The sequence below is a fragment of the Ekhidna lutea genome, assembly GCF_900188325.1.
Lineage (GTDB): Bacteria > Bacteroidota > Bacteroidia > Cytophagales > Cyclobacteriaceae > Ekhidna > Ekhidna lutea.
Map to the genome: position 1 here is coordinate 409,000 of NZ_FZPD01000001.1, position 13,885 is coordinate 422,884.

Annotated in this window: 15 protein-coding genes and 1 tRNA gene; 8 read left to right on the plus strand and 8 right to left on the minus strand. The window is 41.9% G+C overall.

Annotation, left to right across the window (positions count from 1 at the left end; translation table 11 throughout):
• Nucleotides 1-48 precede the first annotated feature (48 nt).
• The gene (locus tag CHB71_RS01730; protein WP_089355154.1) at nt 49-495 is read left to right on the plus strand and encodes an SRPBCC family protein; all 447 of its coding nucleotides are present in this window, start codon (nt 49-51) and stop codon (nt 493-495) included.
• 555 nt (nt 496-1,050) lie between these two features.
• Here the strand turns inward: CHB71_RS01730 and CHB71_RS01735 are convergent.
• The 3 genes from CHB71_RS01735 to CHB71_RS01745 form a co-directional block, all read right to left on the minus strand.
• Nucleotides 1,051-1,125, minus strand: a tRNA-Pro gene (locus CHB71_RS01735).
• A 20-nt stretch (nt 1,126-1,145) separates the two neighbouring features.
• Nucleotides 1,146-2,279, minus strand: a complete 1,134-nt coding sequence (locus CHB71_RS01740; protein ID WP_089355155.1) for a hypothetical protein — start codon at nt 2,277-2,279, stop codon at nt 1,146-1,148.
• A 104-nt stretch (nt 2,280-2,383) separates the two neighbouring features.
• Nucleotides 2,384-3,322, minus strand: a complete 939-nt coding sequence (locus tag CHB71_RS01745) for a CPBP family intramembrane glutamic endopeptidase (protein WP_089355156.1) — start codon at nt 3,320-3,322, stop codon at nt 2,384-2,386.
• A 60-nt stretch (nt 3,323-3,382) separates the two neighbouring features.
• Here CHB71_RS01745 and CHB71_RS01750 point away from each other — a divergent pair, with 60 nt between their 5' ends.
• The 7 genes from CHB71_RS01750 (at nt 3,383) to CHB71_RS01780 (ending at nt 10,213) form a co-directional block, all read left to right on the plus strand.
• On the plus strand, nt 3,383-4,141 hold the full coding sequence (locus CHB71_RS01750; RefSeq protein WP_089355157.1) for an NRDE family protein: 759 nt from the start codon (nt 3,383-3,385) through the stop codon (nt 4,139-4,141).
• Nucleotides 4,142-4,149: 8 nt separating this feature from the next.
• Nucleotides 4,150-4,587 (plus strand): PaaI family thioesterase, encoded by a 438-nt coding sequence (locus tag CHB71_RS01755; protein WP_089355158.1) that lies wholly within the window; start codon nt 4,150-4,152, stop codon nt 4,585-4,587.
• Complete coding sequence (locus CHB71_RS01760) at nt 4,584-5,783, plus strand: Nramp family divalent metal transporter (protein WP_089355159.1); 1,200 nt, start codon at nt 4,584-4,586, stop codon at nt 5,781-5,783. The genes CHB71_RS01755 and CHB71_RS01760 overlap by 4 nt, the downstream gene beginning before the upstream one ends.
• A gap of 123 nt (nt 5,784-5,906) precedes the next feature.
• A complete protein-coding gene (gene pxpA, locus CHB71_RS01765; protein ID WP_089355160.1) occupies nt 5,907-6,656 on the plus strand; it encodes a 5-oxoprolinase subunit PxpA in 750 nt (249 codons plus the stop codon).
• Nucleotides 6,622-7,311 (plus strand): 5-oxoprolinase subunit PxpB, encoded by a 690-nt coding sequence (gene pxpB, locus CHB71_RS01770; RefSeq protein ID WP_144017296.1) that lies wholly within the window; start codon nt 6,622-6,624, stop codon nt 7,309-7,311. Before pxpA ends, pxpB begins: the two co-directional genes overlap by 35 nt.
• Nucleotides 7,299-8,141 (plus strand): 5-oxoprolinase subunit C family protein, encoded by an 843-nt coding sequence (locus tag CHB71_RS01775; protein WP_089355162.1) that lies wholly within the window; start codon nt 7,299-7,301, stop codon nt 8,139-8,141. The genes pxpB and CHB71_RS01775 overlap by 13 nt, the downstream gene beginning before the upstream one ends.
• A gap of 77 nt (nt 8,142-8,218) precedes the next feature.
• Nucleotides 8,219-10,213: a choice-of-anchor B family protein gene (locus tag CHB71_RS01780; protein WP_089355163.1), complete on the plus strand. Its 1,995-nt coding sequence runs from the start codon at nt 8,219-8,221 to the stop codon at nt 10,211-10,213.
• Nucleotide 10,214: 1 nt separating this feature from the next.
• On the opposite strand, the gene CHB71_RS01785 is transcribed toward CHB71_RS01780, so the two are convergent.
• From CHB71_RS01785 to CHB71_RS01805, 5 genes are all read right to left on the minus strand, one after another.
• Entirely contained in the window at nt 10,215-10,589 is a 375-nt protein-coding gene (locus tag CHB71_RS01785; protein WP_089355164.1) for a hypothetical protein, read from the minus strand.
• A gap of 75 nt (nt 10,590-10,664) precedes the next feature.
• The gene (locus tag CHB71_RS01790; protein WP_221406660.1) at nt 10,665-11,561 is read right to left on the minus strand and encodes an ATP-grasp domain-containing protein; all 897 of its coding nucleotides are present in this window, start codon (nt 11,559-11,561) and stop codon (nt 10,665-10,667) included.
• On the minus strand, nt 11,554-12,456 hold the full coding sequence (locus tag CHB71_RS01795) for an SDR family oxidoreductase (RefSeq protein WP_089355166.1): 903 nt from the start codon (nt 12,454-12,456) through the stop codon (nt 11,554-11,556). The genes CHB71_RS01790 and CHB71_RS01795 overlap by 8 nt, the downstream gene beginning before the upstream one ends.
• A complete protein-coding gene (locus tag CHB71_RS01800; RefSeq protein ID WP_144017297.1) occupies nt 12,453-13,301 on the minus strand; it encodes a peptidylprolyl isomerase in 849 nt (282 codons plus the stop codon). Before CHB71_RS01800 ends, CHB71_RS01795 begins: the two co-directional genes overlap by 4 nt.
• Before the next feature lie 76 nt (nt 13,302-13,377).
• Nucleotides 13,378-13,821 (minus strand): nuclear transport factor 2-like protein, encoded by a 444-nt coding sequence (locus CHB71_RS01805; RefSeq protein ID WP_221406661.1) that lies wholly within the window; start codon nt 13,819-13,821, stop codon nt 13,378-13,380.
• Between the last annotated feature and the right edge of the window lie 64 nt (nt 13,822-13,885).

The window sequence follows — 13,885 nt, forward strand, 5'->3', positions numbered from 1 at the left end:
GGTTGATTAACTTAAGAAAGTCTTGATTTCACCCAAACACAATTTGCTATGAAATTTGAAGGTCACATTGATATTAATAAACCCATTGGTATAGTTGCAAAATATTTTGAAGACCCAAAATATCTTGGCGAATATCAGGAGGGTTTTGTAAAGAAGGTTTTAGAAGAGGGAGAGAAGGGCCAGAATGGGGCTGTTTCGAAGATGTACTACAAGAATGGAAAATATGAAATGGCGCTAACAGAAACCATCATCTCAAACAAATTACCAAAATATTTTGAGGCATTTTATCATCATAAACACATGGACAACACAATGAAATGTGCGTTCACTTCACTTGGTGAAAATGAAACCAGGTATCAGACCTTTGTTGAATACACACGTATTGATTGGTTCATGCCCAAGCTGATTTCAATTCTTTTTCCCGGGATGTACAAAAAACCCGTCCGTAGATGGATGGAGAATTTTAAGCGATTCGTAGAAGCTCAGGACAGTTAAACAAAAAAGCCACCTAAAAAGGTGGCTTAACATGTCGGGCCTGCCCGACGAAATGCAATGAAGTCGGGATGACTGGATCGATCGGAGTGGCGTTCCACCCAGCGCCCTCCAGCCCTTCGAAGTGCTTGATCCTATATCGGGATGACTGGATTGCTCATACGCACACCCTTGCCGCACGACCCTCGTGAATCTTCGTTGTACCTCCTTGATTTCGAACCGCTTCGCTGGTTCTCATCCAAAAGCGTAAACAAAAAAGCCACCTAAAAAGGTGGCTTAACATGTCGGGCTTGCCCGACGAAATGCAATGAAGTCGGGATGACTGGATCGATCGGAGTGGCGTTCCACCCAGCGACCTCCAGCCCTTCGAAGTGCTTGATCCTATATCGGGATGACTGGATTACTCAAACGCACACCCTTGCCGCACGACCCTTCGTGAATCTTCGTCGTACCTCCTCGATTTTGAACCGCTTCGCTGGTTCTCATCCAAAACCATAACAAAAAAGCCACCCTAAGGTGGCTTAACATGTCGGGCCTGCCCGACGAAATGCAATGAAGTCGGGATGACTGGATTCGAACCAGCGACCTCCCGCACCCTAAGCGGGTACTCTAACCGGACTGAGCCACATCCCGAACAGTGCAAAAATATATAATCAATAGCCTCTGTAGAAACTCCTGATATGTCCTACCGCCTGATCATAAATGGGAGCACAGAATTGCTCAAAAAGGAACTGTGGAGGTGGAGCAGGCGCCTCACGTTGCTTTGATCGCAGAAGTTGTTCATTGCTTAATGCACGCTTATCACCCTGAAAAGACGCCCATTCAGAAAGCCACCGATACTCCCCTGACATCTTTCGCTGAAATAAAATCTTATTGGTTCTTGCATCAAAGATTTTCATGTCGAGCAAACCTCTGGAATCAAGGTATTTAGAAAACTCAGTATACTCAGCTTCCACCGTTCCATAGGCATCTCTTGTTACCCCTTCAATTTCGACCTGACCAACCACCACACTGTCTTTGGTTAGCTGCTTGGTGGATTCTTTCATAAATGATTGGCCTACCACGAAATCATCAAACTGCATTACCACGATATGATCTGGTTGATCCAGTCCTTCGTTGTTGGCTTCTGCAGGGCTGTAGAATCGAACAAATTCATTGAATCGCCCTCTCTCAACAAACTCATAGAGCCGATTCTGGAAGAATTCATGACTCAGCCCAAGCGAACGCGAATGCACAGGGATTTGATCAATGACTACTTTAAGTGTAGCATAGTATTTAGACTCCTCAAGTTTTTGTGGAGTGTCCTTATAGTTTGGGCGAAGCTCCTGTACTCGTTGAAAATGGCGGTACGCATCAATAGCAGACTCGCGAGTTCCTTTGGCCAACTCCAGCACTCCCGCATCATATCGCTCATCTGCCGCCAAAACTGCCGCATCATTAAATTCATTCCGATAGTTTTCAACCTTTGGGAAAACTTCCATGCACGCCGGGCATCTCCATATTTCATCATACATCTGATTGAGCCTTCCATAAGAGGAGGCAATCCTGTCCCACTTAAATCGATCTTGTGATGACTTCAGTTGTTTGATCCTATTTAGGTGAACCTTTTGAGCCATAGGATAGGCTTTTTTCAGTGTAGATCGAGCCTTTTTGTTGCCGGGGCTTTTTTGCAATCGGTTAACTGCGGTTGAAACAGCTGCTTCGTAATCACCCTTTTCAAACAGCTTTTTACCGCTAGAGCAGGCACATAAAACAACCAATATGAGGATATAGCTAAGATTTTTCATGGCTGAATGATTTTTTCAGATAGGTGATTCAAAGATTAAGCCATTAAAATGAAAAAACCACGAATTCCTATTTTTTGTAGATGAAGAGGAATGATAACTAGACATTATTTATGCAACCACCCAAACAACTCCATTAGCCAGGCCACACCTAAATGAATAAATATACCTCCCCAAATATTACGACTATTGTAGGATATAATCCCCAGAACATACCCGCCGAATATTGAGCTGATCGTTTCTCCTAAAGGCTTTCCGAAATGCAAGAACGCATAGGTTACCACCATGGGTAGAACAGCATACCCACCGAGCGTTCTGGTAAAGGCAAAGATTAGAAACCCTCTAAATATTAACTCAACAGAAATAAAATTACTTCCATAGCATAGCTCATAGGCAGCCACCAGCCAGCCTTCTGCAAGATCGGGATTTTGGCTTAGGTAAAGATTAGCGCCCGAACCGGTATAACGCGGATAAAACTCCTGGATGTCCCCAATAAAAGATCCGATTCCGATAAAAAGAGCTGAAATCCCCAATAAGACTAAATAGGGTTTTGGATCAAATCGTTTCCAGCTGAGTCCGTAATAGTTTTTGGTTTCATCCTTTTCCAAAAAGGGATATAAAATCAGCATGGGGATTACCACCAAAATCAAACTGGATGCCCAATGCACACACCGGATGATAAAGTGATACTCCATTCTGGGTAGCACCTTCAGCCATTCGTCAAATCCATAAAACGAACGATCCAGTGACAGTAGACCAAAGCCAATGATGAACTTTATCCAGTAACTTTTGCTACTTAGCCAGTCTTTCTTCTTACCAAAGAAATATAAGATCAAACAGACAACAACGAATGGAAATCCATGGAAAAGAAACATCCACAACCACTTGATAGGTTGTCCATTGTATGAATCTATGACTCCATCTTCAAAATCAAAGCGATAGTTGAAGATGATACAGATCGTAGTGAAAAGGAGTATCGTCAGGTATAATTTCCAATCGAAATGTGAGCGCTGATATTCTTTGAGGTACTGAAGAACTTTCTTCATTGGTCAGTTTATGGTATGAAAATCCTAAATTAGACTATTCATTTCAAAGCAGATTCATTCATGTGTCTAATCACATATGCGTATAAGGCCCACCCAAAATACAAGTTTATCCTTGCGGCAAACAGGGACGAATTCTATGCTCGACCTACAGCAGTTGCCCATTGGTGGGAAGACCACCCTGAAATATTAGGAGGAAGAGACTTGGAGGCCAAAGGAACTTGGATGGCTATTCATAAAAATGGTCGGTTTGCAGCTGTCACAAACTTCAGGGATATCCAAAACATTAAATCTGATGCACAGTCGAGAGGTGATCTGCCAGTCAACTTTCTGCTTAGTAAAGAGCGACCTACAACTTATTCCCGCGACGTATTTTCATCGGGAGATAAATACAATGGATTTAATCTGATTACGCTCGATCAAGAGCTCGCACATGTAAGCAATTATGACAAACAGGTAAACATGATTGATCCCGGAGTTTATGGATTAAGTAATGCCCTTTTGGATACACCCTGGCCAAAGGTTGAGAAATCAAAGCGTGAATTCAATACACTGATAAAGCAGCCATTTAAACTTGAACAACTCATTGAGATGATGCAGGATACGGAAACAGCTCCGGATGATCAGCTACCTGAAACAGGGTTGGATTATGATAGAGAGAAGGCTGTGTCCGCCATGTGCATAAAAACACCGGACTATGGAACTTGCTGCTCCACTGCACTAACTATTGACTATGAAGGGAATGTGTCATTTATGGAGAAAAGCTATGCGGTTGGCAACCGAAAAGAAGATGCGGTATCATTCAACTTTAAAGTGGATTAAGCAGCACCATGAATAAAGAGCACTTTAAAAAGCTTGAACAGATGTACCTCAATGCAAACGTCAACACAGATATATTTGATAGTACAACAGCAAGAATCAGTGAGGAGAAAGCAGAAATCGGATTAACGATTGACAAAAAGTACTTCCATGCACTAGGCGCAATTCATGGCTCGGTTTATTTCAAATTGCTGGACGATGCGGCTTTTTTTTCCGTGAATTCAATTGTGTCTGATGTATTTGTACTCACCACCTCTTTTAATATCAATATCATCAGGCCTGCTACAGAAGGAAAGCTTAATGCAATTGGTACAGTCAGGTTTAAGTCAAAAAGCCTGTTTGTAGCAGAATCTAAACTGTACAATGAAGCCGGCAAAGAGATCGCTTTTGGAACCGGACAGTTTGCAAAAAGCAAAGTGCCCTTAACGCCGGAGATCGGATATGTATGAGTTTTCTTAAAAAATATTTTGGTCCCAGCACGCTGGTCACGGCGGCTTTTATTGGCCCGGGCACCTTGACCGTTTGCACGTTGAGTGGAGCAAATTTTGGATACTCATTGTTATGGGTGCTCCTCTTTGCAACCATTGCAACCATCATTTTACAAGAAATGACAGCCAGACTCGGACTGATCACTCAAAATGGTTTGGGTGAAGCCATCCGATCTCAGATTGAAAATCCGATTGCGAAAACCATTGCAATTATGCTGGTTTTCGCAGCAATCATAGTTGGAAATGCCGCTTATGAAGCCGGCAATATCTCTGGTGCAGTATTAGGCATTTCAGGGATATTCGAGTTTGATTTTTCATGGGCTTTGGTTATCGGGCTCTCTGCTTTCGGAGTTTTGTTCATTGGAAAGGTTAAAATAATCGAACGCATACTCATTGGACTGGTGATCCTGATGAGTTTGGTTTTCGTCATTACAGCTATTCTCGTTAACCCGGATTTTTCTGCCATCGTCAATGGGCTATTCATTCCTTCTTTCACCGAAAAAAATCAATTGGCCATTCTTGGATTGATCGGAACCACCATTGTGCCATATAATCTATTTCTGCATGCTTCCTCCGTATCACAGAAGTGGAAGTCGGCTAGTGATTTGAAGGATTTACAGAAGGAAAATGGAGTTGCCATTGGTTTGGGCGGATTAATATCCATGGCGATTGTCATCACCAGTGCAGCAACGATTTTTGGAAAGGGCGTATCAGGCTTAAATGAAATGGCCATCCAGTTAGAGCCTCTTTTAGGGAGTTGGGCCAGATATTTTCTTGGGCTTGGGTTGTTTGCGGCGGGCATTTCTTCTGCCATTACCGCTCCGCTTGCTGCCGCTTATGCTGCGAAGGGAATTTTTGGATGGAATTCCAATTTGAAAAGCCTGAAGTTTCGGATCATCTGGATGCTGATACTGGCAATAGGTGTTCTTTTTTCGATGATTGGATATAAACCAATCGAGGTAATCCAAATCGCCCAGGTAGCCAATGGAATTCTGCTACCTGTGATTGTTTTCTTTTTGATCTACCTCTGCAATAAGAAGTCACTGTTAAACCAATACGTGAATAAACCATGGCAAAATGGACTTGCTATTCTCGTAATCGCAATCAGCTTAATCGTCAGCTTCAGAAGTTTGAATAGCGTGTTTAGCTTTTTGTAGGTTACCTAATGCAAGCTTTTTCATATCACTAAGGTTTAGCGTCTAAAAATAAGCATCACTTTGTCATCTCGAGTGAAAGGAGAGATATTTACGAATAAGTAAAGATTTCTCACTGCGTTCGAAATGTCTGCCACTATAAGAACAATCGACCTCAATGCCGACCTGGGTGAACACCCTGATAGTGACCTGGATGAGCAAATCATGCCATACATCTCCTCTTGCAATATTGCCTGTGGAGGTCATGTGGGTAATGAGACTACTGTGAGAAAAACAGTTAGACTGGCATTGAAGCATGAAGTAGCAATAGGTGCACATCCATCTTATCCGGATAAGGAAAATTTTGGACGTAAAGTCATGCTGATCCAGCTGGGTGATCTGGCTGCTAGTATCAAGGATCAGATCGAAATAGTACAGCGGATTTGTGAGGAAGAAGGTGCGTCTTTACACCATATCAAACCTCATGGAGCACTCTATAATCAAGCCGCAAAAGATCCTTTCATTTCGGAATTGATTTTAAAAGTGATTGAAGAGGTTTGTCCCAACACCCTGTGGATGGGATTAGCAAACTCAAGTAGTGAAAGGGTTGCTAAAAGGCGAGGCTATACCTTCATTTCTGAAGGATTTGCTGACAGGCAATATGAGTCGGATGGCACCCTACGATCCCGAACGTTAGATGGGGCTGTACTGAAGCTTGCGGATGTGTTGAAGCAGGTGGATGAATTGGTGATTAACCATAGGGTTAAGGCACAAGAGTGGTTGCCTTTGGAAATCCAATCCATTTGTCTTCACAGCGATACGGAAGGAGCTGTAACTTTAGCGAAAGAAATCAATCAACATCTTGTCAGTAAAGGAGTCCGGATCGCTGCAGTTTAATGATATTTCATGGAGAGTCTCTCTTCTGGGTGAACAGGTGATCCTAATGGAATGTGCACCAGATATCCCGATTGATAAGATTCATGATAGCACTCACCTGATTGAAAAGCTACTTGCCGATGATCTGAATGATATCGTTCCGGCCTATCATTCGATTGCTATTTTCACTTCACTCTCGATAGTTGATGTTCGTAAAGTTTTGAATGGAAAGAAATCAAAGATTAATCAACCTGGGAAAGGCGATGATATCATTGAGTTGCCGATTTGTTATGAAGTAGGCTTTGATCTGGAGCGAGTAGCTGAACATGCCAACTTCCCGATAGAAAAAGTCATTGACATTCATTTAAGTGGTACGTATCGATCATTGTTCATGGGCTTTACTCCTGGGTTTATTTATGCTGATGGTCTTGCTGATCAAATTGCTTGTCCCAGACTTGACACACCCAGGAAACTTCTTCCCGCTGGGGCAGTAGGTATTGCTGGTACACAGACAGGCATTTATTCACTTCAGAGTCCTGGAGGTTGGAATATCATCGGTAGAACGCCTACTAAAATCTTTGACCTAAATCGAAAGCCTCCCATTCTAATTGATGTGGGTACTCAATATCGATTCGTAAGAATTTCACAGAAAGCGTTTGAGACATGGGGAAGTTGAAAGTAATAAAAGCAGGTCCTCATTCTTCCATTCAGGATTTGGGACGATTTGGGTATCGAAGGTTTGGTATTCCACAGTCCGGAGCGATGGATCCAGCACTTATGAAACTCTCCAACCAGTTAGTAAGCAATCCCAACCATTATCCTACCATTGAGATTGCCTTAGGTGGAATAGCTTTTGAATCACACTCCGACACTTCTTTAGGTGTAACAGGAGCTACTCTGACTAAAAATGGCGAAATCCAAACGAATGGAAATGCACATGTTAAAGCAGGTGATGTCATTGAAGTTTCCAAACCAGAAAAGCGTTATGCTTATATTTCAATTGGTGGATTGCTCGATGCTAAACACGATTTTGGTAGCTATTCCACTTATGTTCAGGCAGGTTTTGGTGGGATGGCAGGGAGGATGCTGCAGAAGGGTGATTTGCTTGAAACAGATAAGACGCATACCCTACTCCAACAAGTGGTAGTCCCTGAGCAATTATTACAAAAAACGAAATTGATTCACATTTTGAAAGGACCTGAGTGGTATCTTCTCAAAGAACTACCGGAAACAAAAACATTTACGATTGATGCAGCAAGCAACCGAATGGGTGTTCGACTTTCTGGTGAAAAACTCAAAATTGATGCACAGGAAATAGCATCGTCTGCAGTGATACCCGGAACAATACAATTACCACCAGATGGCCACCCTATTGTGCTGATGAATGACTGTCAAACCACGGGAGGATACCCAAGAATCGGGAAAGTAGTTGATGAAGACCTACCTAAGCTTGCTCAATTAGCACCTTTGTCAGAGGTAGTTTTTAATTTGAATTTTAGTGAATAACTGAATAATAGAGAGTTTTGGTATTAATCTTGTTGTAAAAAAGAGCATTAATCTCTTGATCCGTTAAATTCGTGATTATGAAAAATCTTCTCACCCTTTTCACTTTAATTTCATTTTTTTCCTATAGTCAAACCCCCTGCGAAGATGGCAAAGCCGGCCAATACGACTGCTTTGGGATAGACCTTCAGTCACACATCACAGCTCCAGATCTTGGCGCGGAAGAACATAATGGCCGATGGATCAATGATATATGGGGTTGGGTTGATCCCGATAATGGCAGGGAATATGCGCTGGTAGGAATGACCAACGGCACCTCATTTGTAGATATTACTGACCCGGTCAACCCGGTTGTCATGGGTGTTCTCATAGAGCATAACTCTCAAAATACTACGACTAATCAGACCTTACACGATGAGGCTAAATCTGTTTGGCGAGACATTAAGGTATACCAAAACCACGCCTACATCGTGAGTGAAGATTCGGGTCATGGGTTGCAGGTATTTGACCTAACAGATCTTCGTGATGTGGCTAGTCCGTCTAAAGACCACCAATTCGCTGAAGCTGGTCATTATGATGGTATTGGTAAAGCGCACAACATTGTGATAAATGAAGAGACAGGATTTGCCTATGCTGTAGGAGCCAATGAAGGGAGCCAATGTTCTGGTGGTGGTTTGCACATCATCGATCTTTCAGACCCTAAAAACCCGGTTTTTGCCGGCTGCTTTGATGAGGATGGATACACGCATGATGCACAGTGTGTGATTTACAATGGACCTGATCCTGATTACCAAGGGATGGAGATCTGTTTTAACTCGAATGAGGACGAGGTGACCATTGTCAATGTGAACGATAAAAGCGACATAAGTATAGTATCAAAGGGTGAATATGATGCTCAATACACGCACCAGGGATGGCTAACGGAAGACCATAAATATTTTCTTTCCAATGATGAATTGGATGAGTACTACCTGAGCAGAAATACCCGAACGTTTATCTGGGATGTGCAGGATCTTGACAACCCTACACTACTGGGATATTATGAGCATGGAACTCAGGCCATAGACCACAATTTATATGTGAAAGACAATTATGTGTATGAATCAAACTATGCAAATGGGTTGAGAATACTTGATACCACTGGTATCAGCCAGGGGAGTCTGCATGAAGAGGCTTTTTTTGACACCTTTGTTTCCAGTGACGTGACCGATTTTATAGGCACATGGAGTAACTATCCATATTTTCCGTCTGGAAATATTGCGGTAAGTGATATCACTAATGGGTTGTTTGTGCTAAAGCAAAAGTCCTTTTATATAGTTGATCAGCCAACAAATGTTGAGACATGTGTTGGTGCGCACTTAGATATTCCAATCAATGTTGTTGGAACTAATTTGGAATTTCAGTGGCAGGTAGATGATGGATCTGGATTTAAAAACATTGATGATTTTGAACGATATAAGAATACTCAAACCACTATGATGCACGCCCATACACTGGAGCAATCGCAGAGCGGAAATCAATATCGATGCATTATTTCGAATGGAGAATCCGAGCTAACTTCTGATGTGATGACATTGCATGTGCTTGACACCCCGAAGGCTGATTTTACTTATGAGCTAGATGATATATCAGGCGAAATTATATTCACCAATAGCTCGCTTCATGCTACTGATTTTGAATGGGCATTTGGCGATGGAGGTCATTCGTTTTTAGAAACTCCGATGCACCAATACCAGGAAGAAGGAATGTATGAGGTAATCCTAATTGCAACAAATGGGTGCACAAGCGATACCTTGACTCAATCCATAGAGCTGGTGATTCTATCTGCATCAGATGAATTATCAGACTACAATATTTATCCTACTGTAGTGGATGAAGTTCTCACGATTGAAAGCAATAGCAAGTCAGGATTCACATACGGTATATTCTCTCTTCAGGGCAACCAACTTATGAAAAAGCAAGTATATGGAAGCTCTGAAAAAGTAAATTTATCTAAACTGGTTGAGGGACTTTATATTCTAAACATCCAGTCAGGCAACAGGATCATTTCGCGGAAGATAGTGGTGGAGCGATAGGCTATTCCTCTCCGTCAGAGATTAAATATTCCAGAGCCTGCTCTTTTGTATCAAAAGGGACAACACCTTTCGATTTGCTGATAGCATTATATCCTTTCAATAGGACTTTTTTCATACCTGTAACACCAATGGCAGCACTGGTGGTTGTTTTCTCAGCGTATACCCTGAGCCGAGCTGCTTTAGAAGCGGCCATAAATTCACGACTACCAAGTGCTTCATTTAAATCCATAAAAACACGGATGTGATCTTCAGGCTGTGAAAGGATATAATCAGCCAGTCGCTTTGCAGACTCAATCATCAATTCTTTGGATTGAAAATCCTCGTAGCTCACCGTAATAATTTTCTTGCCTTTATATGTGGTTTGATCAATAGGCATGAATAAAAGATACAATAAAAAGAGGAATTTCTTATGTGTTAGGGGGTTTAATCCCTAAGAGTTTGTTGTCGGGAACTAACTAAAAACAATCTTATTTACCCTCTCTGCTAATCTGTGGGCTGCTTTCTCATTTTTTCTAAACCACATCTCAGGCTCTACAAGCTCAAGTTCAGATACTGCTGGGTTGCCGTTATTATCATTCACGATATCTACCCTGGCGTAGAGAGGAAGTGTATCGCATGCTCCCACAGCCGCTTTTGCCAGATCTATTTCTGCTTTTGTGGGTTTGTAATTTTTCACGGTACCACCGAAATCATCTTGTACTCGGAAATCTCCCGGCTTAGCAGCCTTGAGAACGGCATGAGTGTATTCATCTCCGATGAGCATGAGGGAAAGTTCTCCCCTCTTCAATACATCCTCCTGGAAAGGCTGTATCATCATGGACTCATCTTTGATCAGATAGGCATACCGATCCTCTAAATTGCTGATCGTATCGGGCGAGAGTTTAAAGGTGTCTTTAGCAGCTGCTGAGATAGCTGGCTTGAGGATAATATCCTGCCACCCGGTCTCTTCATACACTTCTTGAAGTGATCGCTTATCTCCCGGCTCCACGAAATAGGTCTCCACAACATTCACACCTTTGTCCTTCAGTTCGGTGAGGTAGTGCTTGTCCAGATTCCATATTACTGTGTCGTAATCATTGATCAGTTTTGTTTTTAGAGAGACTTCCATCAGCCAGTCGCTAAAAGCGTCAAATCGCTCTGCATAGTCCCAGGTGGTCCGAAACAATGCCACTTTAGTTTGAGTCCAGTCGAACGTTTTGTCTGACCATGCAACCTTTTTTGTTTTGAGTTTCAGCTTTTCCAAAGCATCCATCACCAGCTGATCCTCGGTAATTACATTATTAACGTATTCGTTTCTTTTTTTTGGGTTGACGTACCGCTCGTCGGTAAGGATAACAACATCAAGCATGGGCAAGCTGAGATTTTAAGATGGCTAATCCTTCTGTAAAAGTAACAGGCTCATACCCTAATTCCTTCCTTGCCTTATCTAAAATAAATCCGGTCTTCGGAGGTCGTTTCGCGGGTTGAGTGAAAATGGAAGCGTCCACTTTCTCAATCAATGACTTGTCCAGATTAAAAAATTCAGCTGTAGCAACAGCCATGTCATAAGGGGTAAGTAAATCCTTTCCTGAGATATGGAAGACTCCTTCTGCCTTATTTTTAGCAATTAATGCACATCCTTTTGCCAAATCTTCTGCGAGGGTTGGAGTGCGCCATTGGTCATTCACCACTTTAATCAGTTTTTTCTGCTCAAGGCTTTCTTTCACCCAAAGAATTATATTAGAACGGCTCATGTCATGGACAATACCGTAGACCAGCATCGTTCGCGCTATTGCATGCCTAATTCCACTAGCCTTTAGCAGCTTCTCAGATTCCAGTTTACTCTCAGCGTACTTACTAAGTGGGTTGGGCAAATCTTCTTCAATGTATGGACCATCTTCTCCATCGAAGATGAAGTCAGTAGAAAGGTGAATCAGAAAACTATCTGTTTTTTCACACGCCTCAATGAGGTGGTTCACTGCATCTACATTCAGCTTCCAGCAGTCATCCGGGTTTAACTCACATTGATCTACATGAGTCATCGCAGCTGTATTGATCACCACATCAGGTGTATGCTTTTTGATCACTTGCATTACTTCTTCTTGCGAAGTAATGTCCATTTGTTCATAGGAATATGTACCAGCAAGATTTCGGTTTTCGCCCCTACCGGTGGCAATGACCTCAACATCCTGATCTTCCTCATAAAGCTGCACCAGCTTTTGGCCCAGTAAACCATTTGCACCGGTGATTAAGACTTTAGTCATTCTTCTGAGTACGTATAACCAAACTTCTCAGTTACTTCTTTTTTCTTCATCTCAATCACCTCCATTGTAAGATAGACATCTTCAAGAGGAAGAGACTTTTCACCACTTGCTGGATTCCTTTTTGTTTCTATCGCAGCAAGTTTATCAATGACGTCAAGTCCATCAACAACTTTACCAAACACAGTGTATTCTCCGTCTAGAGGTGGGTAGCCTCCTATGCCATGATATGCATCAGCGTATTGTGAGGGATCTACACTTAAATCAATATTGTATTTTTCTTCTACCAACTCCTTATTGGCTAATGACAAGGCTGTCATGCCGGCATTATCTCTTTTTTGCGCCAGGTCTTGAAATTGTTTAAGAAGATCACTGTAAGCAGTGTCTTGTAGTAAGGCACTCATTCGTTGATTTAGTTGCCGAACATCTGTGGTCATAAATTCCCATGACATACCATCTATGATATAGAATTGGGAAGCAGAAGATTTCTTTTCCGGATTTGAAGCGTCACCCTGGCGAGCAGCAGCTAATGATCCCTTGGTGTGATATATACCATCTACTATTTCAGCAGGAATGCGGTCTTCTTCTTTTTCTCGAATGTTTTCCTTTTCAGCCACATTGCCACCCTGGATCATAAAGTCTTCCACAATTCTGTGGAAAGTTGTGCTATCGTAACGACCTGAATTGGCTAGCTCCAAAAAATTCTTCTTATGAAGCGGAGTTTCATCATAGAGAACTACCGTCATGTCACCGTACTTCGTTTTGATTTTTACGAGGTAGTCTTTGTTTTTATCACCGCATCCGGCAAACAGCGCAAGGATTAATAAGCTGATTAGTATTTTTTTCATGTTGCTTCGTTTTTCCTGAGTCGCAAAAGTATCAAAGGTCACTCAGACTATAAGCAATCATGGATACGAACACAAATTACCAGAACTCATGAATCCGATGAATCTTGCCCTCTTTAAATTCAAACAACGTCATTTGAGGTTCACCTTCAGCAAGTTTACCATCCTGGTATTTTATAAATTTCTTCTCAGCAGAAACTGCATTTAATCCAATGATTCGATTAGTGATTTTGATATCCGCAATGCTGCCGTTATACCTTCCATTTTTTTGATTATTAATGTAGCCATCGTATAGTGTTTGCTTCGAATAGGTACCACCATACTTAGGGTGGTTGTAGGTAAAGTCTTCTGAGAAAAGGTTGAACAAAGAATCTATCTCAGCTTTAGTAGATCCTCTTTGAAAGATTTTCACATTGAGTCGATAATATTCATCAACGATCACAGCAAGAGAATCTTGATGGGACATTTGAGAGTATCCGCTAGATACTATTAAACAAAAAAGTAGAACAAGTAAGTGTTTCATTTTGAGCATTTGGTTTATCTCAAAAATGATCAACACCTTGGATGATCAAAAAAATTTGGAAGCT

Coding starts and splice junctions, on each gene's coding strand:
- CHB71_RS01790 (WP_221406660.1), bottom strand. CDS start 11,561: ATGCTTGATGTTGTTATCCTTACCGACGAGCGGTACGTCAACCCAAAA.
- CHB71_RS01795 (WP_089355166.1), bottom strand. CDS start 12,456: ATGACTAAAGTCTTAATCACCGGTGCAAATGGTTTACTGGGCCAAAAG.
- CHB71_RS01800 (WP_144017297.1), bottom strand. CDS start 13,301: ATGAAAAAAATACTAATCAGCTTATTAATCCTTGCGCTGTTTGCCGGA.
- pxpA (WP_089355160.1), top strand. CDS start 5,907: ATGTCTGCCACTATAAGAACAATCGACCTCAATGCCGACCTGGGTGAA.
- CHB71_RS01760 (WP_089355159.1), top strand. CDS start 4,584: ATGAGTTTTCTTAAAAAATATTTTGGTCCCAGCACGCTGGTCACGGCG.
- CHB71_RS01730 (WP_089355154.1), top strand. CDS start 49: ATGAAATTTGAAGGTCACATTGATATTAATAAACCCATTGGTATAGTT.
- CHB71_RS01775 (WP_089355162.1), top strand. CDS start 7,299: ATGGGGAAGTTGAAAGTAATAAAAGCAGGTCCTCATTCTTCCATTCAG.
- CHB71_RS01740 (WP_089355155.1), bottom strand. CDS start 2,279: ATGAAAAATCTTAGCTATATCCTCATATTGGTTGTTTTATGTGCCTGC.
- CHB71_RS01745 (WP_089355156.1), bottom strand. CDS start 3,322: ATGAAGAAAGTTCTTCAGTACCTCAAAGAATATCAGCGCTCACATTTC.
- CHB71_RS01755 (WP_089355158.1), top strand. CDS start 4,150: ATGAATAAAGAGCACTTTAAAAAGCTTGAACAGATGTACCTCAATGCA.
- CHB71_RS01750 (WP_089355157.1), top strand. CDS start 3,383: ATGTGTCTAATCACATATGCGTATAAGGCCCACCCAAAATACAAGTTT.
- CHB71_RS01780 (WP_089355163.1), top strand. CDS start 8,219: ATGAAAAATCTTCTCACCCTTTTCACTTTAATTTCATTTTTTTCCTAT.
- CHB71_RS01785 (WP_089355164.1), bottom strand. CDS start 10,589: ATGCCTATTGATCAAACCACATATAAAGGCAAGAAAATTATTACGGTG.
- CHB71_RS01805 (WP_221406661.1), bottom strand. CDS start 13,821: ATGAAACACTTACTTGTTCTACTTTTTTGTTTAATAGTATCTAGCGGA.